Here is a 26,504-nt window from a genome sequence, read left to right on the forward strand (position 1 = left end):
CGTCGCGGCGCGCGGGCGTAGAGGCAGAGATCGGCGATGAGCTCGAAGGATGATCCTTTCGATCCGACCGGCAAAACCGTCATCCGCCCCAGCCGCCCCAATCCCGGCCGCAAGCAAAAGACGGTTCTCGCCCGCGATGCGCCGGCCCCCGGCAGTACGGTGATCGCCCCTGCCAGCGTCCCGGAACCCACGGTTTTCGATCCCAACGCCGGCCGCCAGCCGCCGTCCGACGTCACGGGGACGGTGATCTATCAGGGAACGCCCTTCGCCAACGCGCCGGCCGATCCGCCCGTTCACGGCTCAGCCGGGACGGCGGGGAAAACGCCATGGGATGCGCTGCTCGGCGCCAGCGATGCCGTCGATTATGGCGCGGCCAACCCGATCGTCGCTGCCGCGGCGCCCTTGCTGATACTGCTTGGGCATCTGCGGCTGATGGCTGTCGAAAGACCGGCCGAGCCGCTGGCGCAGCATGTCGCCGGCCTGATCGAGGATTTCGACCGCAAGATCGCCAGGACCGATACCTCGGAAGAGGATGCGCGCATCGCCAGCTATGTGCTTTGCGAAACCGCCGACGATATAGTCGCCAATCTGCCCGGTTCCAGCCGGGATGCGTGGGCGCAGCACGCCATGCTGCAGCGCTTCTTCCAGGTCAAACCCACCGGCGCCGGTTTTTTCCAGGCGCTGAACACGGTGCTGGCGACGCCGGAACCTCATCGCAATCTCATCGAGTTGATGCATGTCTGCCTGTCGCTTGGCTTCGAAGGCCAGTATCGCGGCCAGCCGCGCGAGAGCCTCGAACGGGTCCGCCGCGACGTCTACGAGACATCAGCCTATTTCCGCGTCCTCGGTGACGACGACATCTCGCCGCGCTGGCAAGGCTTGTCGGTCACATCGGCGCAAGGCTCCAGGCGGGTTCCGCTCTGGGCCATAGCCGCTGCAACCGCGGCAGTTTTGACCGCAGCCTTTTTCACGCTGCGCGTGCTCATCACCAATGATGGCGAGGCTGTTGCCGGCGAGTTGCTGGCGATCAATCCGGCGACGCCGGTCACCATCGAGCGCACCGGTTTCGTGCCGCTGACCGAGGAGGTGAAAGTCGTCGCACCGCCAACGACGATTGCGCAGGTCGATCGCATCCGCACTGCCTTGGCCAAGGAGATCGAAGGCGGCGGCGTCAGCGTCGGCACCAAGGGTGATTTCATCATCGTGGAAATCAGCAACGCCCTGCTGTTCCAGTCGGGACGAGCCGAGGTCAAGCCGGAGTTCGAGCCGGTGGCCGCCAGCATCGCGGCGGCTCTCGACGCGGAGCGCGGGCCGATCCGGATCGTCGGCCACACCGACAACGTCAAACCGAAGAAGACCAGCGCCTTCAAATCGAATTTCGACCTCTCCGTCGCACGTGCCCAGTCAGTGGAAAAGATGATCGCAGCGCATTTCAGCGATCCGTCGCGGACAAAGGTCGAGGGCAAGGGCGAGGACGAGCCCATCGCCGACAATGCAACGCCGGACGGCCGCGCCAAAAACCGCCGTGTCGATGTAATGATCCCGCGGGAGGAGATGCTGTGACCGGCTGGCTGCTGCGCATCTTCAGCGCGCTCGCGCTCGCCGGCATTGCCGCCGCGGTCTGGTACGCCGGCCCGTTAATCCGCTTTGCCGGCGCCCGGCCGTTGGATCCCATCTGGCTGCGGGCAGCGATCATCGGCATCGTCGTCGGAACGGTGGCGATCATCTATGCAATCCGGTTCTGGCGCAGGCGCAAGGCGCAGAAGGCGCTGGAGGCCGCCATGGCCAGCGCCGAGGATGACGGCAGCGATGCAAAGGTGCTGGAAGCTCGCATGAACGAAGCAGTCGCGACGCTCAGGCAGTCGAGCGGCAAGCGCAACTTCCTCTACGACGTCCCCTGGTACATCGTCATCGGCCCGCCGGGCGCCGGCAAGACCACCGCGCTGGTCAATTCCGGCCTGAACTTTCCGCTTGCCGGGTCGGGCCAGGCGCAGCCGGTGGCAGGCGTCGGCGGCACGCGCAATTGCGACTGGTGGTTCACCGACGAGGCGGTGCTGATCGACACGGCCGGGCGCTACACGACGCAGGATTCCCATGCACGGACCGACAGCAAAAGCTGGCTGGCGTTCCTGTCGCTGCTCAAGCGGCACCGGACGCGCCAGCCGATCAATGGCGTCATCCTGGCGATCAGCCTTTCCGATCTGATGGCGGACAGCGAGCAGGCGGCCCGCGTCGCCGAGATCCGCAGCCGCCTGCAGGAAATCCACGAGGTCCTGAAGGTCCGCTTTCCCGTCTATGTGCTGTTCACCAAGGCCGACCTGGTCTCCGGATTCATGGAATATTTCGGCGGTTTCGACGAAGCACGCCGGCGCAAGGTGTGGGGCGCGACCTTCCAGACCGCCGAGCGCGGCCTGAACATGGTCGCGGAAGCGCCAGCCGAATTCGACGCGCTGGTGAAGCGCCTGACCGAAGAGATGAGCGAGCGGCTGCAGGCGGAGACCGATCCGGTCGCGCGCATCGCCATTTTCGGCTTCGCCGCGCAGCTCGGCGCGCTGAAAGGCCGGATCGTGCATTTCCTCGAGGGCGTTTTCGAGCCGACGCGCAAGCAGCTGAACGCCCCCCTGCGCGGCCTGTATTTTTCTTCCGGCACGCAGGAAGGCACGCCGATCGACCAGTTGCTGGGCAGCATAGGCCGCAGTTTCGGCAGGAATGCCCAGGCGCATCTTTCCGGCACCGGCAAAAGCTTCTTCCTGCACGATCTGTTGAGCCGCGTCATTTTCGCCGAGTCCGGCTGGGTGTCCTATGACAGGGCGGCCGACAGGCGCGTTGCAATCGCCCGCTACGCCGGCCTGACAGCGATCGCGGCGATAGCGATCGCCGCGCTTGGCGTTCTCGGCCTGAGCTTTACGACCAACAAATCGCTGGTCGCCGCGACCGGCCAGGCGGCAGGCCAATACCGCGCGACAGCCGCGCCGCTGCTGGCCAGCACGACGGTGTCGGATGCCGACCTCGAAACCGTCATCGGTGCGCTAGATGCGCTGCGCGGCCTACCAGCCGGCTATGACACCAAGGATCAGCCGACGCCGGCCACGGCGACGTTCGGCCTCAGCCAGCGTGAGCGTATCCTTTCGGCTTCCGAGACTGCCTACCGGCAAGGGTTGGAGCGCATGTTCCGCTCGCGCCTGCTGTTCCAGCTCGAACGCACGATCGAGGCCAGGATGGCCGATCCGATGGCGCTGTACGAGCCGTTGAAGATTTACCTGATGCTGGGCGGCAAGGCGCCGAAAGTGGATGACGAGCTGGTCGTCACCTGGCTGAAGCGGGACTGGGAACAGAACCGCTATCCCGGCGCCCACAATCGCGACGGCCGGGCGCAACTGGAGAAGCATTTGCGCGCCATGCTGGCGCTCGACGATGACCAGGATCCCTCGTTCGAACTCAACCGCGCGCTGGTCGAATCCGCCCAGCGCTCGCTCGGCCGCATGAGCCTTGCCGATCGCGCCACCGCGCTCATCCAGTCGGCCACCTATGCGGCGGCGCTGGACGATTTTTCGGTGTCATCGCAAGCCGGCGCGGAGGCGCCGATGCTGTTCGAGCGCAATGACGGAAACGATCTCGCCGGCCTTCGCGTCCCCGGTCTCTACACCCATGCCGGCTTCGACTTCTATCTGGCGCAACTTGCCAGGAGCGCGCAGGCGCTGGTCGACGATCAATGGGTGATCGGCTCGAGCGGCGAGCAAGGCGGTTTCGACCAGGAATTGCTCAAGCTCGGCCCGGAGCTGCTCGATCGCTATGGCAAGGGCTTTGCGGCGGCGTGGAACGAGGTGCTCGACAGGTTGAAGTTCAAGGCAATGGCCGCCGACAAACCGCAATATCTGGCGCTGTCCGCAGCGGGATCACCGAGTTCGCCGCTGATGCAGCTGTTCGAGGCGATCGCGCGCGAAACAGCTTTGACGCAAGAGCGCAATCCGGCTGCGCCGTCTCAAGACAGCGACCAGGAAACCGCCGCGCGCGCCAAGGGCCTCGCCCGCATCGGCATCGAGATTGCGGCGCGCAAATCGCAGAGCAGGGCCGGGACCGCCTTTGTCAGCACCCAGAACCAGGATCCCGGCGCCAACATCGAAGCCCAGTTCCGGTCTTTCCAGGCTTTGGTGGCCGGGGCGCCGGGGCAGCGGCCGCTCGACGCCCTGACCCAGAATTTCCGCGAAATCTATCAGAGCGTGCGGCTGGCCGCCGATGTCCCCGCCCAGACGGACCAGGCCAACGCCAATCTGCAGCTGCAGATATCGACTCTACGCGCCAACGCCTCGCGGCTGCCGAAGGCGCTGGCCAGGATGGTGAGCGCGGCGGCGGACGATTTCGAGGGCACCGTCGCCGAAACATCGACCACGCATCTCAACGAGATGCTGGAGGAGACCGTCGGCCGTCCGTGCGAAGAGATGATTGCCGGGCGCTTTCCATTCGCCCCCGCCGGTACCGACGATGTCGCCATGGCGGATTTTGCCAGATTGTTTTCTCCAGGCGGGGTTCTCGACCGGTTCTTCGCGCAGAACCTGGCGTCGCTGGTCGACATGAGCGGCCAGGACTGGGACTGGAAGCAGGACACCAGGTTCGGCCGCAATCTGGCGAAATCGACGCTGAAGAACTTTCAGCTCGCGGCACAAATCCGCGCGGCTTTCTTTCCGCTCGGCGGGCCGGTGCCGTCGATCAACATCACCTTCACGCCGCTGTCGCTGCATGGCGATGCCGACATGGCGCTGCTCAATATCGACGGCCAGGTGCTGCAGGCCACCCAGGCCGGCAACACGCCGGGACTGATTCCGTGGCCGGGCAAGACCGGTTCGGCCAGTCTCAGCCTGACGCCGGAGCTGCCCGGCCGCGAGTCCGCAATCAAGTTCGACGGTCCCTGGGCTTTGAAACGATTGCTGGACAAGGGGCAGGTCACCGCCAATGGCGATAGTCTCGAAGCGCATTTCGTCATCGGCGGACGGGATGTCGCCTACACGATCAAGACCGGGGAGGACGGCAACCCATTCACGCTGCCGGCGCTTTCCGCGTTCAGCTGTCCGAAGGCTTTCTGATGGGGAATTGCATGGCAGGACCAGCGATTGCAGGACGCAGAGACAGCGGCGGCACCACACGGTCCGTCATCAGCGGCTTAGATTTCGATACTCTAATGAATGGGGCTGTGGCAGACTGGCCAGGCACGTCGGCCAAGGCGTTGCGGAGCGTAGGCAAGTGAACGATGCCGCCTTTGAGAGCTACGGCGTGAGCCACAAGGGCTGCGTGCGCGACCACAATGAGGACAGCTTCCTGGTCGAGCCGCGGATCGGCCTCTGGGTGGTGGCCGACGGCATGGGCGGGCACGAGGCCGGAGAAGTCGCTTCGGCAAGCATTGTCGAGCATCTGGCGACGATCGGCATCGCCAGTTCGGCGCCGGATCTGCGCGCCCGCTTTGAGGATCGGCTGAACCGGGCGCATGCCGAGATTCGCCGGATTTCGCGCTCACGCGGCGTGACCATCGGCTCCACCGTTGCCGCACTGCTGGCCATGGACGGCAGGTTCGCCTGCCTGTGGTCGGGCGACAGCCGCGTCTATCTCGTGCGCAACGCCGCGATCTCGCAGATTTCGCGCGACCACACCGAGGTGCAGGAACTGCTCGACAGCGGCGCGATCAGCGCAGCCGAAGCGGAGAACTGGCCGCGCCGCAACGTCATCACCCGCGCCATCGGCGTCAACGACGAAATCGCCATCGACTTCCAGCAGGGAGAGACCCTTGCCGGCGACATCTTCATCCTCAGCACGGACGGGCTGACGGCGCATGTCAGCGACGCGGAAATTGCGGCAGCAGTGCTCTCGGCAGCGCCGCAGGCTGCCTGCGAAAAGCTGCTTTCCATGGTGCTTGAGCGCGGCGGCACCGACAACGTCACCATCGTTCTGGTCAAGATCAGAGACAAAGGCAATGGCCTGTCCCGAGCAGGAGGCCACGACCGATGAGCTCCGACGACAAGACCCGGCTATTGCCCAACATGGCGGATACCAGCGTCGGCACGCAGCTCAGCGGCATCTACGAGCTCGACGAACGCATCGCGTCGGGCGGCATGGGCGAAGTCTATCGCGGCCACAACATCCAGACCGGCGATCATGTCGCGATCAAGATCGTGCTGCCGGAATTCGCCCGCGATCAGACGATCCTGTCGCTGTTTCGCAAGGAAGCCTCGATCCTCAACCATCTGTCGCATGACGCGGTCGTGCGCTACCACGTCTTCACCATAGATCCCGGCATCGGGCGGCCCTATCTGGCGATGGAATTCGTCGACGGCCAGTCGCTCTACGACATCATGCGCGGCGGGGCGATGGCGACTCCGGATGTGCGCAAACTGTGCCACCGGCTGGCCTCGGGCCTGAGCGCCGTGCACCAGGCCGGCGCCATCCACCGCGATCTTTCGCCCGACAACATCATCCTGCCGGGAGGCCGGGTCGAGCGGGCAAAAATCATCGATTTCGGCATTGCGCGATCGGCCGCGGTCGGTGGCGAGACGCTGATCGGCGGCAAGTTCGCCGGAAAATACAACTATGTTTCTCCCGAGCAGCTCGGGCTCTATGGCGGCGAGGTCAGCGAACAGTCCGACATCTACAGCCTGGGGCTGGTGCTGGCGGCGGCGCTGCGCGGCAAGCCGATCGACATGGGCGGCTCGCAATACGAGATCGTCGAAAAACGGCGGACCGTGCCTGATCTCTCCGGCATCGATGCCGATTTCAGGGACATTGTCGAAGCGATGCTGCAGCCTGACCCGGATGATCGACCGGCCAGCATGGCCGAAATCGCCCGGTTGACGCGCGACGACAGCGACGCGACCTTGCCGCCGGCCTCGCTTGCGCCCCGGCCCGGCCTGCCGCGAACCGGGCAAACCGCCGGGCCTGTTTCGAAGATCGGGGACTCGCCGGCCCAAGGCTTCGGTTCGGCCCCGCCAAGCGGCACGGCGGAGCCGTCTTTCGTGCCGCACGTGCGCCCAGCGCACCTGTCGCAGCCGAAACCGGCTGCTGAAACTCCCAGACGAGCAAGCACACCGCCGAAGCGTGCTACTACAGGCAGAAATCTGACGATCGCGGTGCTGTCGGCGGTGGCCGTGGTATCGCTTGGAGGGCTCTATGCATCGGGTATCGTGGGATTCGGAGACCGGCCTCGCGTCACCGACACCGGCAAGCCGCTCCAACCCGAACTGACAAAGCCGATCGTCGCTGACAAGCCCGTTCCGGACACTGCGCCGGTCGAGAAGACGGTGCCAAAGACGCAACCAGCGGAGACTGCGGCTGAAGATCAGGCCAAAGCGCCGGTCGAGCCGCAGCCGACGCCACCAGTCGCGTCGAGCGCTACGGCCCCGCAGCCGGCCGAACCGACCGACAAGACCGTCGCGCTGCAACCGCCATCCGGCCCGTCGAAGCCCGATGCCGCGAAGAACCCGGAGCCTGTCAGCACGCCGGTAGAGCCCAAGGCGACAGCCCCAGAGCCAGCCACGCAAACACCTGAACCGACGGCCGAGGCCCCCAAACCCACAGCACCGACGCCGCAACCCACCGCTCAAGCGCCCGAGCCCAAGGCGCAGGCGCCTGAACCGACCGCGCAGGAGCCCAAGCCGGACATGCAGGCGCCTGAACCGACCGCGGAGCCTAAGCCGAGCCAGCCCGATATTGCCAGCGGTGAGCAGGCCGACAAGCCGGCAGAGCCCGACATTGCCATGAACGTGCCCAAGCCGGAGGTGCCGCCACCGGCCGATGCGGCCGCGGAGCGGGTCACCTGGGTACGCGCCTTCAATGGTGGTGATTGTTTTTTTGCGACGGTGACGTCGGTCGCCGACAAGGGTGTCGCGATCGAGGGCTTCGGCACGTCGGTGCCACCCTTCGAACAGTTGCTTGGGGAATTCCAGGCGAAGTTCCATGTCGAGCCGGATATCAGCGTCCGCCTTATCCAGCCCCCGCAATGCGGGATCACCGGCTTCCTGCGTTTCATGGGCGCGAGCACGGCCGACAGGCCGCAGCTTGTCCTCGACCAGACATCGGTGCCGGACGGCTCGCCGATCGACGGCACGCTGATGACGCATGGCGGGCTGGTGTCGAGCGTGTTCCTGATCGACCACAGGGGCATCGCGTTCAACCTCGACGATCATGTTGTCGTACAAGCCGACAAGGCGACCTTCTCGATCCCGATCGGGCTCGGCGCCGCCGACAAGGCGGCAGGCAAGGCGTTGCCGCAGATCATCATGGTGATCACCGGGCCGCAGGACATAAAGGCGGCGGACTTCACAACGCCGACGCCGGCCTCGGTGCTGTTGCCCAGGATCCTCGACGAGATCGGCGCCAGGAGTTCGGCATTTTCGGCGACCGCCAAATACTTCCGCCTCGGCGGCTAGCACCGACGCCGATGCAACGCCGTCGCCGAGATCCCGTCCTGCTTGCCCGGAACGTGCGCGTGAAGCTCGCCGCGAGCGCGGTCGCGACGCTGTTGCTGGCGCTTCTTTCCACCGGGCATGCGCGCGCCGAATTCACCGTCTGCAACCAGACGCTCGACGTCGTCAATCTTGCCGTCGGTCAGAAGGTCGACGATGCCGACCGGACCGATGGCTGGTGGACCATCGGCGCCAATCAATGCGTCAACGTCATTCGCGAGGAGCTGACCAACCGCTACATCTACATCTACGCGACGGATGTCTTCGGCCACGCCATCCTGGCAGGCTCCACCGACATGTGCATCGAGCGGCGGCGGTTCTCGATCCGCGGCATCGATGAATGCTGGCAGCGCGGCCATATCGCGGCGAAGTTTCTCGAAGTCGACACCCAGGAACAGGTGCGCTGGACCTTCTTCCTGACCGGAAGCGCGCCGTGACGCACAGCATCGACACCAGCTTCAAGGCAAAGAAGCAGGCGCGCGCCGCGCTGCGCAGGCGCAGGATCTGGCTCGGGCTGGCGGCTGGCCTGGCGACAATCGTCCTCGCCGCGATTGCCACCGGCTTTTATCTTACCGCCGACTACTGGTCGTTCGGCGACGAAGACGAGGAACTGCACGCCGTCGAAGGCTCGGACGACGTGCCGGCCGACGCATCGGTCTACGTGCCGGCCATCATCGACCTTGCCGGCGACCCGATGTGGATCACACTGGCGCCGGAGGCGGGCGCTGCCAAGAGCCGCGGGATGCCGCGCCCGGCGGAGCTCGACCAGGCCGGCATCTCCCCTCAGATCATGGTTCTCTCCGACGTGATGCTGAGCGCCAGCGAAAAATTCATGACGACGATCCCCTCGACGCAAGAGGATTTCGCCTTCTTCCAGGCGCAGCGGAAGACCGCGGTCGCGCCACCCGCCGAACCCAACGATCCGCAGAATGACCTGCAGAACGATCTTCAACCATCGCCCGGCGCGGACGGGGCTCCGGCGGCCTCCGGCCCAGCTCCTGACCCGCAGGCTGCTCCGGGTGCATCGGCGGCGGCCGATGACCCCGAGGCCGGCTGGGGCGAGACCATCGATGAGGGCGAAGCAGCACTCCCCGCCTTTCAGAAGACAGCGGTCGAAAACAACACCAGCGTTGCCAACGTCAGCTCGGAATATCAGCGCTTCGAGGCGACCGAGGACATTTTCGTGAAAATCCTCAACGACCGCAGCCTGGACAGCGTGGCGCTCGATGCGCATTTTTCCGCCGACGACGCAAAGCTTGCCGGCGAGGCGCTGAAGGCGCTGTTCGACAAGGACGGCCTGCAGCCTGGTTATGTCGTGGCGATGCGCGGCTTTAGGCCGACGCGCGAGACCACGACGATGTCGCTGATGCAGGTCTCGATCTACGCCAGGAACGTCTTTGTCGGCACGCTGACACGCAACGCGGCCGGTGCCTTCGTGTCGGGCGTCGACCCGTGGGTGCGCGAGGACCTGTTCAATTATTCGGGCGCCGAGACCGAAGGCACGCAGAAACGGCAATACCGCCTGCTCGACGCGATCTATTCGACGGCGGCCCGCAACAATGTGCCGAGCGGCATCATTGGCGAAGCCATCATGTATCTGTCGCGGGGACAGGATCTGGATGCTTTCGCCAGCGAGGACCAGCGTCTTGTGCTGATCTATTCGCAGACGCCGCGCGGCAAGAACGAGACCGACGGACGGGTGCTCTATGTCGGTATCCAAGGCACGCAAAAGAGCTTGGATTGTTTCGTTTTCCAGCAGAGCGACGGCCAGTTTTCCTGCGTCTCGGGCGATGACCAGGTGCGCTCGCTGACGGTGGCCAACGGCATGGTGACGCCGGTCAACGGTGTCATGACGTCGACCTTCGGGCCGCGCAAGCATCCGATCCTGGGCGTTGTTCGCATCCACAAGGGCGTCGACTGGGCAGCACCCGTGGGGACGCCGATCGCCGCAGCCTTCGACGGCGAGATCATCTTCCAGGGCGACGGCGGCGGCTACGGCAATGTGGTCAAAATCGCCCATGGCGGCGGCCGCGAGACGCGCTACGCGCATATGTCGAAATTCGCCATTGCCAGCGGTGTCGGCACCAAGGTGAAGGCCGGCGACATCATCGGCTATATCGGCACCACCGGCCTGTCGACCGGGCCACATTTGCATTTCGAACTCTATCAGAGCGGTCAGGCGATCGATCCGCTCGGAACAGTGACCGCTGCAATCGCCGTCACTTCCAGCGATCCCGCCGTCGAAACGCTGACCGACCGTATCGTCCACGTCGAATCGGGCGGTAGCGCGCGGGCCAAGAACCCGCTGTCTTCGGCAACAGGCGCCGGCCAGTTCATATCCAAGACCTGGATCCGGATGATGAACACCTATCGTCCCGAACTGGCGCGCTCGCTGTCGACCGCAGACCTGCTCGCTTTGCGCTACGACGCCACCATCTCGCGTGAGATGGTGCGCAATCTGGCGCGCGAGGGCGAAGCCTATCTCAAGGCGCGCGGCCATCAGATTACCGCCGGCCGGCTCTATCTCTGCCATTTCCTCGGCATGGAAGGCGCACATCAGGTGCTGGCGTCGCCGGGATCGGCGCAGTTGAGCGCCGTGCTCGGCTCGTCCGTTATCCAGGCCAACCCGTTTCTTGCCGGCAAGACCGCCAGCTACGTCGTCGACTGGGCGGAACGGAAGATGGGCCGCAAATTGCCGACGCCCGCCACCACCGATGCGGGCCAGCAGACGACGACGGAAGTCCGCCAGACATCGCCGGAGTTCGAAAAATACAAGCAGGCGATAACGGCACTGGTCGGCTCGATCCAAAATACTCTTGAGCCGGGCTAGAGCTGGCAGTTCGCCCCGGCTTTCGCCAAGCCGATTTGTTCTGAGGCCGGCGAATGGTATGTTTGCGGATATTTGGGAAGGTTTTTGGGTCCTTGTGAACCAAAACTGTGGCTGGGATCACATACGCCCAACAGCCATTTTGGCAGAAGCGATACAGTCGCTGGTGAAATTTAGCATGCGCAGCCATCAATAACGCGCCCCATTGGGGCGGAGGGCCGATCCCATGAAAGCGTTTGCCGTCCTTTTGAGCGGATTTTTTCTGTTAATGCTGACCGCGCTTGGCACCGTCCAGGCGGCGGCGCCGGATGCCGGGGGCGTCAAACGCGTCGCGCTGGTCATCGGCAACAGCAAATACGTCCATGCCGTCGAATTGCCCAATCCGGCCAATGACGCGCATCTCATCGCATCGACGCTGCGCAATGCCGGCTTCGAGGTGATCGAGGGCGTCGACCAGGACAATGCCGGCATGCACAGCCTGATCAGCAAATTCACCGAGCAGTCCTACGATGCCGACCTCGCCGTCATTTTCTATGCCGGCCACGGCATGCAGGTCGACGGCAAGAACTTTTTGATCCCGGTCGACGCCGAACTGACGTCACCTGCCTATCTCAAGACCCGCACCGTCCAGATCGACGACTTCATGGCCGCATTGCCACCCGACCCGGCGGTCGGCGTCATCATCCTCGATGCCTGCCGCGACAATCCGCTGGCACGCACACTGGCGGCCGCGATGCCGAAGACCCGCTCCACCGCACTGGGCACCGGCCTGGCGCCGATCGACCCTAAATCAGAGGGCGTCGGCACCGGCGGCATCCTGATTGCCTATGCCACCGACCCGGGCGCCATCGCCTTTGACGGCAACGGCGTCGACAGCCCCTACTCGACCGCGCTCGCCCGGCACCTGACCGAACCCGGCGTCGAGATCCAGAGTGCGCTGACGCGGGTGCGCGGCGAAGTGGCCGAGACCACGCAAGGCCGCCAGCGGCCATGGCACAACGCATCGCTGGGCCGCGAGGTTTTCCTTGGCAAACCGGCCGCCGAAGCCGTGCCGGTGGCAAAACCGGCCGCCGACGACGCGAACGCCGCGACAGCGCCCGCCCCCACTCTCGTCACCAGCGAACCGCCTTCGTGGGAAGTCGAGCAGCGGCTTTGGGACGAGGCCTCGAAGCGCAACACCGCGCCATTCTACGAAGCCTATCTCGAACAGTTCCCGAATGGCCGCTTCGCCACGGTGGCGCGGCTCAACATCGATGCGCTGAACGATCCGAAAGCCCAGGAACGGGACGTCGCCGCGCTTGCTGCCGAAGAAGCGAACTCGGGTTCTGCCGTGCGCACCTCGGTAGGCATTTCGGACGACATGAAGAAGGTGCTGGGCACCGAGGCGACGGAGAACGCGATCGGTCTCGATCGCCAGGGCCGCATCGACCTGCAATTGCGCGTCGAGGCGCTGGGCAACGAGCTTGGCCGCGTTGACGGCAATATCGGCGCCAAGACCCGGCAAGCGATCGGCGACTGGCAAGAGGGGAACGGGCTGCCTCCGACCACCTTCCTGACGCGCGAGCAGCTGGCGTTTCTGATCATCCAGACGGATCCGATGATGGAGGCCGTGCGTGCCAAGCATGAGGCCGACCAGGCCGGCGTGGACAAGCCGAGAAAACAGGTGGTGCAGAAGGCCCGCACGCTGAAGCCCGCGGTGGAAAAGCCACGCAAGAAGCAGTACGCCCAGAAGCCGCGCCGGCAACAGCAGTTCGTGCAGAAAAGGCGCAACCGCGAGGTCGTGCGCGAGGATGAGCCGCCGCCGCGGGACAATAATGATTTCCTGACCAAGGCGCTGATCTTCGGCACCGGCGTAGCGGTCGGCGGCGTGCTCAAGAACTGATCGATCATGTCAAACAATAAAAACGCCGCGTGTCCGTTGGACGCGCGGCGTTGTGTTTGACGACGGCCGGAAGACGCAGCCGGCGAAGCTACTGCGCCTTGATCCGCATCTCGACCCGCCGGTTGACGGGATCGTAGGGATCGGGATTGCGTGGATTGGCCTCGCCGAGACCGACCGCCTTGATGCGGGTGGATTCGATGCCGTTGGATTCGAGGAAGGCGGTGACCGATTGCGCCCTGCGCTGCGACAGGCCTTCATTGTAGGTCGCCGAGCCGGATGCGTCGGTATAGCCTTCGACGACGAAGGACAGCTTGCTCAGCCGATCGTCCTTCAGCGCCTTGGCGAATTCGTCGAGTTCGCTGCGCGCCTTGGCGTCGAGCTCGGACGAATCCAGGCTGAAATTGATCAGCATATCGAGGCCGGTCTTCTCCGGGGGCTTTTCTTTCTGGCTGGTCTTGCTCTTGCACTCGTCCTCGGTGCCGACACAAATCCCGCGTGCCGCGCCGTGATCGATCGCGCCGGCAAAGAACTTCACAATGTCTTCCGATCTCTGAAGTGGGTCGGCATAGACGTGAGTCGAGAAAAGCACGGTCGCCAATGCCAAGACTGAAATGTGCCGCTGCATAACGGTTACTCCCGTTTCGAGCATCCGATTTTCACTCAGGCCCGATCCATGGATCCGGGCCAACTCTTCCTGTTCGACAGTGATCTGTCGAGATCACGGTCGGCTGTGGAATATACCAAACCGTGAGGCGTTTGTCTGTGAACAACGTCATGGACATGTGGTGGTCGACAGACTTGACCCGCGCCTCGCAGGCGGGTTGAGTGAGGGCTGGGGGAGGATAACAGCAGCGATGGTCAACGGGCTTCGATTCCAGACCGCACGCGATCTCTTCGCCGCGAACACGGCTGTCGCCCGGGACATGACGGCCGTTCCGACCGACCAGCCCTCGCTCGAGTTCTGCCGCCGGCTGATGGCCGGGCGCATCCCCGAGGAAGCGATTACCTTTTGCGCCTATCTCCTGCCTGACCGGGCCGCAATCTGGTGGGGCCATGAGTGCCTTGGGCATCTGACCGAGCTGCTCGAAGAGCAGGATCTCGCAACGCTGGCCCTGATCCAGGACTGGGTCGGCGACCCCAACAATGCGAGCCGCCGGGAGGCTGTCGCCGGGGCGGCGATGACGCAGCAGCACACGCCTGCCGGCTGGATCGCGCTAGCGGCGCAACGGCACATCAATGGCCTGACGCCGCAGACCAACGGGTCGAGGCTGCGGCCGCTGCCGGCTGCGCATGCCGTCAATGCCGGCATACTGGCCGGACTGGCGCGGGTTGCGGTGGCGGACCGTTTCTCCGTGCTCACCGCCTTTGTCGAGATGGGCATCCATCTGGCCGAAACCGAGGCGCTGCGCCGAGCCTGATTGCTCTGGATCGTGATGAGATTTCATTGAAATCTGATCCAACCCATTGTTGGCGGTCTCATTTGCAGCCGTTTTGCGCCCATTTGCCGAGTGCCACCTTGAAGCGCGTGCCCAGCGGGTGTTGCAGGCGCAACACCGAGACATCATTGGTGACGTAGGTCTTGGCCTGGTCGCACAGCCGCTCCTCGGTCCATTGATGACAGTTGCTGCACTGGTTGTCCCAGACGGACTTTTCCAGGCCCTCGACCGGACTGAAGTGCGGCTTGCCCTGGATGAGTTGGGCGATGCTCTTGCCGTCGATCGCCGGGTCGCCGAAATTGACCGGAACGTCGAAAAGGACTGGCGCGTCCGAGCCCAGCTTCGGAATTTCCTCACGCAGCTGTTCCAGCGCCTGCTCGCCGGCGTCCGAGCCCGGCGGATTGGCGGCGGCACCGGTGCGCGCCTGCGTATCGCCTTCGGGCGCAGCCGCGCCGGAATCGCCGACGATCAGCGGCGCCTTGAGATCGACCTTGTGAAGCACGACATCGGTGGTCAGCGAAACGTTGATCCAGGGCCGCTGGCGTCCCGCTGTGGCCTTGAACACATCCGACGTAACCCGGTTCATCGCTTCGGTGATCGAGACGTTGACCTCGCCGATATGGGCAAGCAGCGCCGCCGAAAATGGCGAGTGCTCGCCCGGTCCGTCATAGGCGAGCTGGTTGGGACTGGCAGCGAAGGCGACCAGCGTGCCGGCGCCGCCATTCTCGATCGGTATTTCGGCAAGGCCGCTGCTTGCCGTGCTGTCGCCGCCGGTCTCCTTGGCAAGCACATCGGCGAGCGGGTTGTCGCGGCAGGCGTCGAGGAACACCAGCCTGATGCTGGTCTCGCGCGCCATCTGCCGCAGGATGAAATCCACCTGCACGGCTTCGAAGTCGAGCGAGGTCTCGTCCTCCAGCGCCGCATCGACAGGCAGCAGGTAATTCCTGCCCGAGACCTGCAGGCCATGACCGGCATAGAAGAACAGCGCGACATCGGCGCCACGCACCTGCCGCGCGAAATGCGCGATCTTTTCCTGCGTCTGCGCCTTGGTGAGATCGAGGCCGGAGACGATTTCGAAGCCCAGGCCCTTCAGGCGATCGGACATTGCCTGCGCATCGTTCACCGGATTGGGCAGCACGGGCGCGTTCCGGTAGTGGGAATTGCCGAGCACCAGGGCGATGCGGCGTTCGGCACTGGCCGCGGTCATGGTAATGGTCATGGTCAACGCAAGCGCCAGCACGGCGAGGCCGATGCCGCGCATGAAGTTGCCGCAACTTGCAATCATGTCCAAACGCACCGGGTTCCTTTTCGGTTGACGGGCCTTCTCAGTTAAGGACCGGCTCAGTTGGAGAGCGGCGTGGCGGAGAACTCGATCCGCCGGTTCAGCGCCTTGTTCTTCGGCGTATCGTTCGGCGCCACCGGCTTTTCCTCGCCATAGCCGGAAGCCGTGATCTGCGCCGATGGAATGCCCGCAGCGATGATCGCGTCGGCGACCGCCTTGGCGCGCCGTTCCGACAGGTTCTTGTTGGCCGTCGGCGAGCCGTCGGAATCGGTATGGCCCGAAACCTCGACCTTCAGTTTCGGACATTTGCCGACGACGCCGACCACCTCGGCCAGCAGTGGGCGGCTCTTTTCATCGAGCCGAGCGCTGGCTGGGCGAAAATAGACGGCGCCGGTGCGCGACAGCACCTCGAACCTGTTCAGGCATTCATCGTCGCTGAAGGACGTCTTGCCTGCATCTGTGGCGACCGGCCCGGCATCGGCTGGGGCTGCGGCCGCGACGGCAGGCGTGGCCGCAGGCTTGGCGCCATCAGCGGTGAAGACGAAGTCGAACGACACCGAAGCCGTCGGGACGATGCTGCTGACATTGGCCGCCTGCTGGAGTTTTTCGATGTTGGGCAACAGGCCGAAATCCTCGACATGCACGGCGACCGGCGCCTCCGAGGCGATCGACACCATGCTGTCGGTGATCATGGTGACCACGACATTGGCCTCAAGGTCCTTGTCGACGCCGTGCAGGCTCAGGCGAAACGGGATATGCGCGCTCATGCGCCGTTTGGTGGCGAGATCGGCAAAAGCGGCGGGATCGACTTTCGCCGTCACTTCCGCCGTCGGGAATTTGAAGGTTTCGAAGAACAGGAAGCGCATGCGGACATTGCGAAGGTCGATACCGGTGTCGACCGAGTTGAGGTCGAACGTGACCTTGGCGGCGCCATCCGATGTCAGCGTGCCCGAGAGGTTCCTGATCTTGTTGGTTTCGACAATGGTGTTCTTCTTCACCGATTGATAGGTGAGCGTCGAATTCGCCGGATCGAGCGTCCAGTTCGGCTTCGCATTCGCCACTTCCGGTGCGAGCAGCAACAGCCCGAACACCACGACCACCAGAGCCGGCGGACGCCAGCGCTGCGACGGCTTTCCATGCCTTACTAATCCGACGACCCCGAACATGCATGCCCCCCGTGACAACACATTTCAGTTGCGATGACGGCGGTCGAACGTCGTCACCTCAGCCACCATAGTCCGTTAGCCGCGGCTTAGCGAGTAGCGGAGGCGTGATATCGCCGTTGCTTACTTGGACAGGCCCCGGTTACCGGCTGGCCCACAGCACCCCACGCTCGAGAATGGTGCGCATTTGCGGCACGGAAAACTCATCCGCGGTGTGGCCGAGCGCGCTGAAGAAGACGCGGCCCTTGCCATAGCGGCGCTTCCAGACCACGGGCATGACGACGCCGTCGATGAAGTCGAGATGCTCACCGCTGAACGTCGTCGTCGCCAGCACCTCGTTGCTCGGGTCGACATGCATGTAATACTGCTCGGAATGGTAGGCGAAACCCTCGATACCCCTGACGATCGGATCGTCGCTGATGATGTCGACACGGTAGTCGATGATGTCGCCGGGGTGCGCGACCCATTGGCCGCCGGTCATGAACTGATAGGCCGGTTCGTTGCGAAAACTGTCGCCCATGGTGCCATGGAAGCCGGCAAGGCCGGTCCCGCCGCTGACGGCGGCGGTGAGGTTTTGCAGCTCCGGTTTATCGATCGTCGACATGGTGATCACCGGCACGATCAGATCGATGGCCGGGAGCTGCGGATCGGCGAGCGCCGATGTGCCCTCTTCTATCCGCACTTCGAAGCCATGCCCCGTCAATATCTCGCTGACGACAGCGGCGCTGCGAGCCGGCGTGTGGCCTTCCCATCCGCCCCAGAAAATCAGTGCCGTCTTGCTCATGCTCGTCTCTCCTTTGGTCGGCAATATTGATAGGCAAGCGGAACGCTTTTGTCTTCCTTCCATGATGGGCATTCTGGGACGGGCATTTCTGGTCGGAAATCACGAACCGGCGATGAATTCCGTGGATGAGGACCGATTGGCCGCGCTGGCGTCTTGTTTCAATACCGGGCTGCACTCAAATCAGCTGTCTTCGCGTTGCGCAGACATCGGTCCGATGCGCCCGCAACCAGCCGGAGCCTTCCGGGGAGACCGCTTTATGAGTTTCGACCAGACGACTGTCGCCGCCTATCTGGAAGTCATCACCATCAACCTTGTGCTGTCTGGCGACAATGTCGTGGTGATCGGCATGGCGGCCGCAGGCCTCGCCAAGGCGTTGCGGCAGAAGGCGATCATCGCCGGCATTGCCGCGGCGGCGGTGATCCGCATCGTCTTTGCCGTGATCGCGGTGCAGCTGCTGGAAATTCCTGGGATCATGCTGGTCGGCGGCATGCTTTTGTTCTGGGTGTGCTGGAACATGTTCCAGGAGTTGCGCTCGGCCGGCGACGGCGAGGACGTCGACAATGAAGCCGCAGCACTTGCGACGGCGCGGCCGGCCAAGGCGCTGCGCACCGCGATCCTGCAGATCGTCGTCGCCGATGTCTCGATGTCGCTGGACAATGTGCTGGCCGTGGCGGGCGCCGCCGCCCACGACATGAATGCGCTGGTGTTCGGTCTCATCCTGTCGGTGGTTCTGATGGCGGTCGCCTCGACGCTGGTGGCGGCGCTGCTTGCCAGGTATCGCTGGATCGGCTGGCTCGGTCTGGCAATCATCGTCTATGTCGCGGGAAATATGACTCTGGACGGCGTCGAGCAGATGAGAACGGTCGGCTTCCACGCGCTGCTCTCGCCAGTTGCAAGCTAGATCCTCCTGGCGATCAAATGATATCGAAAATCCGCCCTGGGTTGAGAATGTTGTGCGGATCGAACGCCACCTTCAGCCGGCGCATGGCTGATAGTTCGGCGTCGCTGCGCACGAGGTTCAGCCATTTCTTCTTGTCGAGGCCGATGCCGTGCTCGGCCGAGACGGCGCCACCGCATGCCGCTACCCCGTGATAGATGATCTCATAGGCGGCCGCCGGTTCCGTGGTGTCGACCTGATAGTGCAGATTGCCGTCGCCGAGATGGCCGAAGACGTAGATCTCGGCGCTGCTGTCGACGGCGTGGATCGCGGCTTCGGCGTTGCGCAGGAAACCCGCCATGGTCGCCAACGGGATGCTGATGTCGACGCCGATCATGCCCTCGATCGCAAACAGGAATCGGTTGGCCTCTTCGCGCACATCCCATAGCGCACGGAATTCGCGCGGCGACTGCGAGACGACCACGTCGTCGACGATGCCGTCCTCGACCGCCTGCATCAGCACCGAAGCGAAACGCTCGCCGTCCAGCTCGGCCTGGTTGCCCTGGATCTCGGCCAAAACATAAACCGGCGCGCCGGCAGGCAGCGGCGCCGGCGCCGCCATGCCGGCAATCATGGCGCCGTAGAGCGGCGAGAAGTTTACCTCATAGGCCGAATGCAAGGGCCCGAGCCGCTGCTTGAGCAACCCCAGCAACGCAATCGCCGCCTCCAGCGAGCCAAGGGCGCAAAAGGCGGCAACCTCGGTGGCGGGCTTGGGATGCAGCCGCAGGCAGGCGCGAGTAACCACGCCCAGCGTGCCTTCGCTGCCAATGAAAAGCTGGTTGAGATCGTATCCCGAATTGTCCTTGGCCAGGCCACGCAACGAAGTCAGGATCGAGCCGTCGGCAAGCACGGCCTCCAGCCCCAGCACCTGGGCGCGGTACATGCCGTAGCGCAGCACGCGAATGCCGCCAGCATTGGTGGCGATGTTGCCGCCGACCGTCGCCGTGCCGCGCGCGCCGATATCGACGCCGAACATCAGGCCGGACGCATCGGCCGCTTCCTGCACCATTTGCAGCGGCGCGCCGGCTTCCGCGATGATGGTTGCCGCGGCGCGGTCGGGCGCTTCGACCGCGGTCATGCGCTCCAGCGACAGCACCGCTTCGCCCGGCTGCACGCGCGCGCCGCCGGCCAGCCCGGTGCGGCCGCCATGGACGACCAGCTTCTGGCCGATACCACTGCATAGGCGCAGGATTTCGGCGACGTCGGCGGCGTTGCGCGGACGCAAGACCAGTTCGGGCTGGCCGCCGCCCTTGCCGGAGAGGTCGTCGCCATAGCGCGGATCGATAGCATCGCCGATCACAATCGCGGCGGCATCGAGCCGACGATATAGCTGGGAAAGAAGCCGATCGATCTGTTGTGTCATGGTGCCTGGACTTTTCAGCGCTCTTTGTGACCGAGACTTTGATGCGCGACAATTTTCGCGTCAATTGAACAAATTTACGCACGGTATAATCTGTCATTGCGCGTTGAACCCACTGACGTTTCCTGTAAATTTCGTCTGCCGTTGCGTGGCGGACGCGCCGGCTGCAGGACCGTGGGCAGCGTCAAGGGATGACCGAGGTTCTGGCGCGTGCCAGACGAGGATTGAATGCCAATGACGCACAAGACGATGGAGGATTTCGCCCGCTCCTGCGGCGTCTCCAGGCCGACGCTGTCGAAATATTTCGACGATCCGACCAGCGTCAAGCCGGCAACGCGCAAGCGCATCGAAGAGGCGTTGCGGTCGTCCGACTACCAGCCCAATCTGTTTGCCCGCAACCTCAACCGCAAGCGCACCCGCGCCATCGGCATTGTCGTACCGACGGTCACCGATCCCTTCTATTCCGAAATGGTCAGCCGCATCGAGCTCAGGCTGCGCGACGAGGGCTACTGGCCGATCGTCATCTCCTCGCATGGCTCAACCGAGCTCGAAATGGAGGCGACACGTACCATCCTGTCGCTGAAAGTTTCGGGCGCGCTGATCGCGCCGCTCGGCTTGCGTTCGGACCGGCGCACGCTGGAGAAGCTGACCCAGACAATGCCGGTCGTCTATTTCGACACCTATCTTGAAGGCGGCACGCCCTTTGTCGGCAACAACAATGCCCAGAGCGTCTCGACCATCGTCGACTATCTCTGCCGCTCCGGCGACGCCCCGATCTATTTCGACATCCCGCATGTCAATCACAATTCGCCGGAGCGCCTGAACAGTTACGTCGCCGCGATGCGTCAGCTTGGCCAGGAGCCGGTGGTTATCGGCAACACCCGAGACTACACATGGGATTTCGAGCGCATCGGCTACGAGCAGATGGAACAGATGCTCGGGGCCAGCGGCCTGCCGGGCAAGACCGGGGGTCTGCCCGGCAAGACCGGGGGTCTGCCCGGCAAGACCGGAGGTCTGCCCGGCAAGACCATACTGTGTGCGAATGACCGCCTGGCTTTCGGCGTGATGGCGGCAGCCTTCGCGAAAGGGCTGAAGATCGGCCGCAAGGCCGATTGCGACCTGCGTATCGCCGCCCATGACGACCATCCGCTGAGCCGCTACACCTGCCCCGCACTGACCACCATCGCGCAGGATTTTGCCGCCATGGCGGGGCGCAGCGTCGAGACACTGCTCGCTTTGCTCAACGAGGATACGGCAAACGTCGCGCCGAAGGTCAGCCTCGACGCCGCCCTGGTGATGCGTCAGTCCGCTTGAGCCTTTCCAAAGGCAGGATCGAAGCTTCGCCACGCGGCAATGGCGGCGGCAACCGCCTGTCTCGCTGCCGGGCCGTGACGGCCCATCGAGACGAAGCCGTGGATCTGACCGGGCCAGTGTTCCGGCACGACCGGCACGCCGGCCTGCTGCAGACGCCTGGCATAGGCCTCGCCTTCGTCGGCGAGGATGTCGTGACCGGCGATGGCGATGAAGGTGGGCGGCGCACCGGCGAGGCTTTCCGCCTTCAGCGGTGAGGTACGCCAGTCGCCGATGTCGGCGGCATTGCGGATATAATGGTCGCGGAACCAGGCCATGGTCGAGGCGGTCAGGCCAAAGCCTGCGGCGAAGCGGCGATAGCTGTCGGCCGTCTGCCCGGCATCGGTGTTGGGATAAAACAGAAGCTGCGCTGCCGGCGGATTTTTGTCCCCCCGCGTGAGCAGGCCGAGCACCGTGGCGAGATTGCCGCCGGCGCTGTCGCCGGCAACCGCGATGCGGGCAGCGTCGATGCCGAGTTCGTCCGCGGCGCTTTGCATGAAGGCAAGTGCCGCTCGGCAATCCTCTATTGCCGCCGGGAATTTGTGTTCCGGCGCCAGCCGGTAGTCGACGGAAACGACGACAGCGCCTGCCTCGTTGGCGAACCAGCGGCAGATCTCGTCATGCGAGTCGAGATTGCCGATCACCCAGCCGCCGCCATGGAGATAGAGCAGCGCCGGAGCGCCTGCCGAAGGCGCGCCCTGCCCGCGATAGATCCTGAGCCTAAGTGGTCCGCCGGGTTCGGCGACGATGCGCTCGCTGAGTGCTGCGACCGGCTCACGCTCGCCTTGCAGGTTTGGGAAGCCCTCATTGTAGGCAAGGCGCGCCTGTTCTGGCGTTCCCGTTTCGAACGGCGGCGCGCCGGCCTGGCTGCCGAGCTCGAGCACATGCCGGGCCTCCGGATCGAGTGTCGGCAGGGACGGCGGCGATGTCACGGACGAACCTCCCGTCAGGCAAGCAGGGTTGCCGCTTCCTCTTCGCCAAGCAGCGGCGGCTGGTCGACCGTGCCGCTGACGGCAACCGAGCCACGGCTTTCGCCCGAAGCCAGGATCGCCTCCATGATCTCAAGCACATGCAGCGCCAGCTCACCGGAGGCGCGCGGCTTTCTGCCCGTGGCCAGCGCGCCCGCCAGATCGGCGACGCCGAGCATGCGGTAATTGGCACGGTCGGGCGCGGAATAGGGCCAGTTGCGGGCGCCGTAGAGTTCGCTGTCGCTGGCGAAATCGACCCAGTCGGCGCCACGCTCCGACAGCGAAACGGTGCCGCCGAACGTGTCGGGGTCGGGCAGCCTGAGCGAGCCTTCGGTGCCGTGCAGTTCAATGGGATGGTTGGAGTGTTTGAAAACATCCCATGAGGCGCCGAAGGTGACGGTGGCGCCCGAGCGGAATTCGAGCAGCGATATTATGTTGGTCGGCGTGCCGACCTTGAATGTCGTGTTCTTGAACGGCCCGTCGGCCGTGATCAGCCTCTCCTCCTGGCCGCGCGTCGCCATCGCCATGACGCGCTCGACCGGCCCGAGCAGATTGACCAGCACGGTCAGGTAGTAGGGACCCATGTCGAACACCGGACCGCCGCCGGGCTGATAATAGAATTGCGGATTGGGATGCCAGTGCTCCATGCCCCGTCCCATCATGAAAGCGGTGCCGGTCACCGGCTTGCCGATCGCGCCGTCATCCATCAGCCGGCGCGCGCGGCGGCCGGCTGCACCCAGGAATGTGTCCGGCGCCGAGCCGATCAGCAGGCCGCGCTTCGCGGCCTCGGCGACAAGGCGGCGGCCGTCGGCGGCAGAGGTTGCCAGCGGCTTTTCGGTGAAGACATGCTTGCCCGCCGAGAGCGCTGACAACGAAATATCGAAATGCGCCGCGGGGATTGTCAGGTTCAGCACGAGGTCGATATCGGGGTCGGCCAGCAACGCGTCAACGCCCAGGGCGCGGATGCCGTATTCCCTGGCGCGCAGTTCGGCCATGTCAGCGGAAATGTCGGCGCAGGCGCGTAGCTCGACACCACCGAAGAGCGCTGCATTGCGCAGATAGGTCATCGAGATGTTGCCGCAGCCGATGACACCGATGCCGAGCTTTGTCTCTGACTTTCCGTGCATTTCCAGCTTTCCTCCGAAGCCAAGGGCATGCTGCGCGAACCGTTGCAGTTCCCACGACCCCCCGCAATCCGCTATACAGGATTTTGAATATTGACGCGCGTAAAATTTTTATAGAACTTATGAGAATTCTGGCGCGCATTGGGAGGCCGCCAGCGTGAGGAGGAGAACATGACCGGCATGAAAAACGGCCGACGGCCGCTGCGAAGCCTGTGGGTCATGCGCGCTTTCCGTCGCGCATCAGAGACCGGGATGGGTTCAGGCATAGATCACCTTGGCCCCGATCCTATCAAGATCGCTGCGTATTGGACCGGGAAGGCCATCGTCGGTGATCACCACGTCGACGGCCGACAGCGAAAATGCCTTGGACGTCCCGCTGACGCCCCATTTGCTCGAATCGGCGAGCAGGACAACGCGCCGGGCCATGCGAACGAGGTTTCGCTTCGTTCGCGCCATGTCTTCGTTCACGTCGACCACATCCAGTGACGAGTCTATCGCATGCGCCCCAACAAAGACCTGATGCGCTACCAGGCCGCCGAGAGCCGTATCGGCATCGGTGATCAGCGTGCTCACCGTGTCGGGATAGACCCGGCCGCCGATCATATGAACGTCGAGCCCGGGACGATGCATAAGATGCTGCACGATGTTCATGGCCGTGGCCGCGACCACGACATTGCTGAGCGGCGGTAACTGCATGGCAAGCTGCATCAAGGTCGAGCCGCCGTCGAAGATGACTGACTGGTTGTCCTCGAACAGGTCGAGCGCCGCCCGGGCGATGCGCTTCTTTGCGTCGAGGTTCGTTTGCATCCGGCGGGCGAACGCGGCCGTCGTCGAATCGGTGGTCCGGGTCACCGCTCCTCCACGGGTCTTGGTCAGCAGTCCCTTGCGGTCCAGTATTTCGAGGTCGGAGCGCACCGTGACCTCCGACACGCCAAACCCGTCCGACAGGTCCTTGATGCGAACCTGTCCGCTGCGTTGCACCTCGCCCAGGATCGATTGGCGTCTCTGCTCCGACAACATTGCCCTGCCCTTGCCTTCCCGCGCCAGGCAATCGCCCTGGCCTTGGCTCACCTTACCGAGAAATATGCAGATTCGAAAGCTTTCGAAAGATTGTTTTTCCTTTTTATTTCGGAAACACTGGATCGAGCTTTTTTAAATCAACCGATCAGGGAATTTTGGACTCATGAGCCTAGGAACCAAGGTGCGCCTCGCGCGCCTCTTCTCGCATCCATCGGGGAACCTTTTTGGCGGCGCGGTCGACCACTTCGTCGGCTATGGCGACGTGCGCAAAGGCGGCCTTGCCGACCTGCCGGGTGCGCTCGCACGCGTCATGGCGGGCAAACCCGATTACGTCAGCATCCAGCCTGGCAGCGCGCGCCATCTGTGGCCGCAATATGCGGGCAAAGCTTCCCTGGTGATTCAGGCGGGCTGCTTCACTGCGGACGATCGCATTAGCGAGCTGATCGCAACGCCCGAGGACGCGGTGCGCGCGGGGGCCGATGCGTTGGCCGTGGCCATTCCGGTTCGCGGCGCGACGGAGGGCAAATACATACGCTGGCTGACCGATTCGGTAAATGCAGCAGCCCGCTACGGCATGCCTGTGGTGGCGCATATCTACCCTCGCGATTTCACCGACGGAGCAAAGATCGTCTTCACCCCCGACGAGATCGCCTATGCGGCTCGCATCGGTTACGAGTCCGGCGTCGACGTGATCAAAATCGGCTACACCGGCGATTTCGAGTCGTTCCGGGAGACCGTCCGGACCTGCCCGGTGCCGGTTGTCATCGCGGGCGGTCCAAAGACCGATACGCTGCTCGGCGCGCTTCAGCAGACGGCGGATGCCATCCGTGCCGGCGCGCGCGGCGCCGTGGTCGGCCGCAATCTCTGGGGGCACGGCGATCCGGAGAAGGCAGCGCTTGCCTTTCGCGGCGTCATCCATGACGGCCTTTCGGCGCAAGACGCCCTGGCGAAGGCGGGTGCCTGAACGATGCCCACCATCCCCTCGATCCTCGGCTTCGGCGCTATTGCGATCGACGACATCGTCTACGTCGATCAGCCATTGTCGGCGGGCAAGGGTAAGGTTCTGCAAAGTACCCGCGCCTTCGGGGGAAATGTCGCGACGGCGCTGGCCGCCGTCGCGCGGCTCGGCGGAACCGCCGGGTTCGTCGGATGGCTGGCCAGTGCCTCGGACAACGCGGTGCAGCTCGATCTCGTGGCGAGCGGTATTGAAACCGCATTCGCGCCGCGCCATCCCGACGCGCGCCCGGTGCACTCGCGGATCACCGTCGGCTCGGACGGGGAAAGGTTCATCGCGTATGACGACGATGCGATGCTGGGCACCGCTCCGGACTTTCCGGACGATATCCTCAGCCGCGCAACCGTCCTGATCGTAGATAGCTATGCGACCGGGTCGCTGGATGTCGTGGCTCGGGCTCGCGATCTCGGCCTTGCGATCCTCGGCGATATCGAATGGAGCAGCGGCCCCGCCACGGAGCGGCTGATCGCGCTCTGCGACCATCTCATTCTTCCACTTAGCTTTGCGCAGACTGCCACGGGGCGCCGATCGCCTGCCGAGATGCTCGATGCCTTGTGGTTGCCATCGCGATCCGCCGTGGTTCTGACCGATGGAGGCAGGGGTGTGTACTATCGCGGCCGTGAAGAGACAGGTCTCTGGCACCTGCCCCCGCACCGGGTTGCGGTCGTCGACTCCACAGGCGCGGGTGACTGCTTTCATGGCGCCTATGCCCATGCGTTGACGCGCGGAGCCGACACCGCGGGCCGGATCGCATTCGCGGCCGCGGCGGCGGCCGTTTCGATAACGGGGCGTGGCGGGCGCGAGGCGCTTCCGACCGAGGACCAGGTCACGCAACTCCTGGCATCGGCGAACGCGCCGTCAGCAGTCGACCTGAAAAATGCGCATGTGGATGCTGGAGCATGACCTGAA

The 26,504-nt window shown here is 64.3% G+C and carries 20 protein-coding genes; 12 read left to right on the forward strand and 8 right to left on the reverse strand.

The genetic code is table 11. The annotated features are described in order from the left end of the window. The first annotated feature begins 36 nt into the window (after positions 1-36). The 7 genes from tssL (at position 37) to NLY43_RS09360 (ending at position 13,156) form a co-directional block, all read left to right on the forward strand. Positions 37-1,563, forward strand: a complete 1,527-nt coding sequence (gene tssL, locus NLY43_RS09330) for a type VI secretion system protein TssL, long form (protein ID WP_023709969.1) — start codon at positions 37-39, stop codon at positions 1,561-1,563. Then, the gene (gene tssM, locus NLY43_RS09335; protein ID WP_023709970.1) at positions 1,560-5,081 is read left to right on the forward strand and encodes a type VI secretion system membrane subunit TssM; all 3,522 of its coding nucleotides are present in this window, start codon (positions 1,560-1,562) and stop codon (positions 5,079-5,081) included. The genes tssL and tssM overlap by 4 nt, the downstream gene beginning before the upstream one ends. 157 nt (positions 5,082-5,238) lie before the next feature. Then, complete coding sequence (locus NLY43_RS09340; protein WP_023699767.1) at positions 5,239-5,997, forward strand: PP2C family protein-serine/threonine phosphatase; 759 nt, start codon at positions 5,239-5,241, stop codon at positions 5,995-5,997. Continuing rightward, positions 5,994-8,411 (forward strand): serine/threonine-protein kinase, encoded by a 2,418-nt coding sequence (locus tag NLY43_RS09345; protein ID WP_023709971.1) that lies wholly within the window; start codon positions 5,994-5,996, stop codon positions 8,409-8,411. Before NLY43_RS09340 ends, NLY43_RS09345 begins: the two co-directional genes overlap by 4 nt. A gap of 11 nt (positions 8,412-8,422) precedes the next feature. Continuing rightward, positions 8,423-8,884 (forward strand): DUF1036 domain-containing protein, encoded by a 462-nt coding sequence (locus tag NLY43_RS09350; RefSeq protein ID WP_050589718.1) that lies wholly within the window; start codon positions 8,423-8,425, stop codon positions 8,882-8,884. Beyond that, a complete protein-coding gene (locus NLY43_RS09355; RefSeq protein ID WP_023709973.1) occupies positions 8,881-11,277 on the forward strand; it encodes a M23 family metallopeptidase in 2,397 nt (798 codons plus the stop codon). The genes NLY43_RS09350 and NLY43_RS09355 overlap by 4 nt, the downstream gene beginning before the upstream one ends. A 265-nt stretch (positions 11,278-11,542) precedes the next feature. Continuing rightward, on the forward strand, positions 11,543-13,156 hold the full coding sequence (locus NLY43_RS09360) for a caspase family protein (protein ID WP_245263940.1): 1,614 nt from the start codon (positions 11,543-11,545) through the stop codon (positions 13,154-13,156). An 88-nt stretch (positions 13,157-13,244) separates the two neighbouring features. Here the strand turns inward: NLY43_RS09360 and NLY43_RS09365 are convergent, their stop codons facing one another. Continuing rightward, positions 13,245-13,781, reverse strand: a complete 537-nt coding sequence (locus NLY43_RS09365; protein WP_023709975.1) for an OmpA family protein — start codon at positions 13,779-13,781, stop codon at positions 13,245-13,247. Positions 13,782-14,010: 229 nt separating this feature from the next. Between NLY43_RS09365 and NLY43_RS09370 the strand changes: the two genes are divergently transcribed. Next, positions 14,011-14,574: a DUF6931 family protein gene (locus tag NLY43_RS09370; protein WP_023667916.1), complete on the forward strand. Its 564-nt coding sequence runs from the start codon at positions 14,011-14,013 to the stop codon at positions 14,572-14,574. Between the two features lie 58 nt (positions 14,575-14,632). On the opposite strand, the gene NLY43_RS09375 is transcribed toward NLY43_RS09370, so the two are convergent. The 3 genes from NLY43_RS09375 to NLY43_RS09385 all read right to left on the reverse strand — a co-directional run bounded on the left by NLY43_RS09375 (position 14,633) and on the right by NLY43_RS09385 (position 17,821). Beyond that, positions 14,633-15,877, reverse strand: a complete 1,245-nt coding sequence (locus tag NLY43_RS09375; RefSeq protein WP_031198943.1) for a caspase family protein — start codon at positions 15,875-15,877, stop codon at positions 14,633-14,635. A 56-nt stretch (positions 15,878-15,933) separates the two neighbouring features. Next, entirely contained in the window at positions 15,934-17,040 is a 1,107-nt protein-coding gene (locus tag NLY43_RS09380; RefSeq protein ID WP_023709977.1) for an OmpA family protein, read from the reverse strand. 139 nt (positions 17,041-17,179) lie between these two features. Next, complete coding sequence (locus NLY43_RS09385; RefSeq protein ID WP_023709978.1) at positions 17,180-17,821, reverse strand: ThuA domain-containing protein; 642 nt, start codon at positions 17,819-17,821, stop codon at positions 17,180-17,182. A gap of 256 nt (positions 17,822-18,077) precedes the next feature. Here NLY43_RS09385 and NLY43_RS09390 point away from each other — a divergent pair, with 256 nt between their 5' ends. Further along, on the forward strand, positions 18,078-18,722 hold the full coding sequence (locus NLY43_RS09390; RefSeq protein WP_023687004.1) for a YjbE family putative metal transport protein: 645 nt from the start codon (positions 18,078-18,080) through the stop codon (positions 18,720-18,722). A 13-nt stretch (positions 18,723-18,735) separates the two neighbouring features. Here NLY43_RS09390 and NLY43_RS09395 read toward each other — a convergent pair whose 3' ends face one another. Continuing rightward, a complete protein-coding gene (locus tag NLY43_RS09395) occupies positions 18,736-20,121 on the reverse strand; it encodes an FAD-binding oxidoreductase (protein WP_023709979.1) in 1,386 nt (461 codons plus the stop codon). Between the two features lie 225 nt (positions 20,122-20,346). Here NLY43_RS09395 and NLY43_RS09400 point away from each other — a divergent pair, with 225 nt between their 5' ends. Next, on the forward strand, positions 20,347-21,432 hold the full coding sequence (locus NLY43_RS09400; protein ID WP_031198945.1) for a LacI family DNA-binding transcriptional regulator: 1,086 nt from the start codon (positions 20,347-20,349) through the stop codon (positions 21,430-21,432). Here NLY43_RS09400 and NLY43_RS09405 read toward each other — a convergent pair. The 3 genes from NLY43_RS09405 to NLY43_RS09415 all read right to left on the reverse strand — a co-directional run bounded on the left by NLY43_RS09405 (position 21,420) and on the right by NLY43_RS09415 (position 24,580). Further along, the gene (locus NLY43_RS09405; RefSeq protein ID WP_023709981.1) at positions 21,420-22,400 is read right to left on the reverse strand and encodes an alpha/beta hydrolase; all 981 of its coding nucleotides are present in this window, start codon (positions 22,398-22,400) and stop codon (positions 21,420-21,422) included. The genes NLY43_RS09400 and NLY43_RS09405 overlap by 13 nt on opposite strands. Before the next feature lie 14 nt (positions 22,401-22,414). Continuing rightward, complete coding sequence (locus NLY43_RS09410; RefSeq protein WP_023709982.1) at positions 22,415-23,563, reverse strand: Gfo/Idh/MocA family protein; 1,149 nt, start codon at positions 23,561-23,563, stop codon at positions 22,415-22,417. Positions 23,564-23,818: 255 nt separating this feature from the next. Then, positions 23,819-24,580, reverse strand: a complete 762-nt coding sequence (locus NLY43_RS09415) for a DeoR/GlpR family DNA-binding transcription regulator (RefSeq protein WP_023709983.1) — start codon at positions 24,578-24,580, stop codon at positions 23,819-23,821. A gap of 163 nt (positions 24,581-24,743) precedes the next feature. Between NLY43_RS09415 and NLY43_RS09420 the strand changes: the two genes are divergently transcribed. Both NLY43_RS09420 and NLY43_RS09425 read left to right on the forward strand, forming a co-directional pair. Then, positions 24,744-25,544 (forward strand): beta/alpha barrel domain-containing protein, encoded by an 801-nt coding sequence (locus tag NLY43_RS09420; protein WP_023709984.1) that lies wholly within the window; start codon positions 24,744-24,746, stop codon positions 25,542-25,544. 3 nt (positions 25,545-25,547) lie between these two features. After that, entirely contained in the window at positions 25,548-26,498 is a 951-nt protein-coding gene (locus NLY43_RS09425; RefSeq protein ID WP_023709985.1) for a PfkB family carbohydrate kinase, read from the forward strand. The last annotated feature ends 6 nt before the right edge of the window (positions 26,499-26,504 follow it).

Origin of the sequence: Mesorhizobium sp. C416B (assembly GCF_030323165.1) — a bacterium.
Classification (GTDB): domain Bacteria; phylum Pseudomonadota; class Alphaproteobacteria; order Rhizobiales; family Rhizobiaceae; genus Mesorhizobium.

Excerpts from the sequence above, each read along its gene's own strand:
- tssL (WP_023709969.1), top strand. The coding sequence starts at position 37 with ATGAGCTCGAAGGATGATCCTTTCGATCCGACCGGCAAAACCGTCATC.
- NLY43_RS09345 (WP_023709971.1), top strand. The coding sequence starts at position 5,994 with ATGAGCTCCGACGACAAGACCCGGCTATTGCCCAACATGGCGGATACC.
- NLY43_RS09350 (WP_050589718.1), top strand. The coding sequence starts at position 8,423 with ATGCAACGCCGTCGCCGAGATCCCGTCCTGCTTGCCCGGAACGTGCGC.
- NLY43_RS09360 (WP_245263940.1), top strand. The coding sequence starts at position 11,543 with ATGCTGACCGCGCTTGGCACCGTCCAGGCGGCGGCGCCGGATGCCGGG.
- NLY43_RS09365 (WP_023709975.1), bottom strand. The coding sequence starts at position 13,781 with ATGCAGCGGCACATTTCAGTCTTGGCATTGGCGACCGTGCTTTTCTCG.
- NLY43_RS09370 (WP_023667916.1), top strand. The coding sequence starts at position 14,011 with ATGGTCAACGGGCTTCGATTCCAGACCGCACGCGATCTCTTCGCCGCG.
- NLY43_RS09375 (WP_031198943.1), bottom strand. The coding sequence starts at position 15,877 with ATGATTGCAAGTTGCGGCAACTTCATGCGCGGCATCGGCCTCGCCGTG.
- NLY43_RS09380 (WP_023709977.1), bottom strand. The coding sequence starts at position 17,040 with ATGTTCGGGGTCGTCGGATTAGTAAGGCATGGAAAGCCGTCGCAGCGC.
- NLY43_RS09385 (WP_023709978.1), bottom strand. The coding sequence starts at position 17,821 with ATGAGCAAGACGGCACTGATTTTCTGGGGCGGATGGGAAGGCCACACG.
- NLY43_RS09390 (WP_023687004.1), top strand. The coding sequence starts at position 18,078 with ATGAGTTTCGACCAGACGACTGTCGCCGCCTATCTGGAAGTCATCACC.
- NLY43_RS09395 (WP_023709979.1), bottom strand. The coding sequence starts at position 20,121 with ATGACACAACAGATCGATCGGCTTCTTTCCCAGCTATATCGTCGGCTC.
- NLY43_RS09400 (WP_031198945.1), top strand. The coding sequence starts at position 20,347 with ATGCCAATGACGCACAAGACGATGGAGGATTTCGCCCGCTCCTGCGGC.
- NLY43_RS09410 (WP_023709982.1), bottom strand. The coding sequence starts at position 23,563 with ATGCACGGAAAGTCAGAGACAAAGCTCGGCATCGGTGTCATCGGCTGC.
- NLY43_RS09415 (WP_023709983.1), bottom strand. The coding sequence starts at position 24,580 with ATGTTGTCGGAGCAGAGACGCCAATCGATCCTGGGCGAGGTGCAACGC.
- NLY43_RS09420 (WP_023709984.1), top strand. The coding sequence starts at position 24,744 with ATGAGCCTAGGAACCAAGGTGCGCCTCGCGCGCCTCTTCTCGCATCCA.
- NLY43_RS09425 (WP_023709985.1), top strand. The coding sequence starts at position 25,548 with ATGCCCACCATCCCCTCGATCCTCGGCTTCGGCGCTATTGCGATCGAC.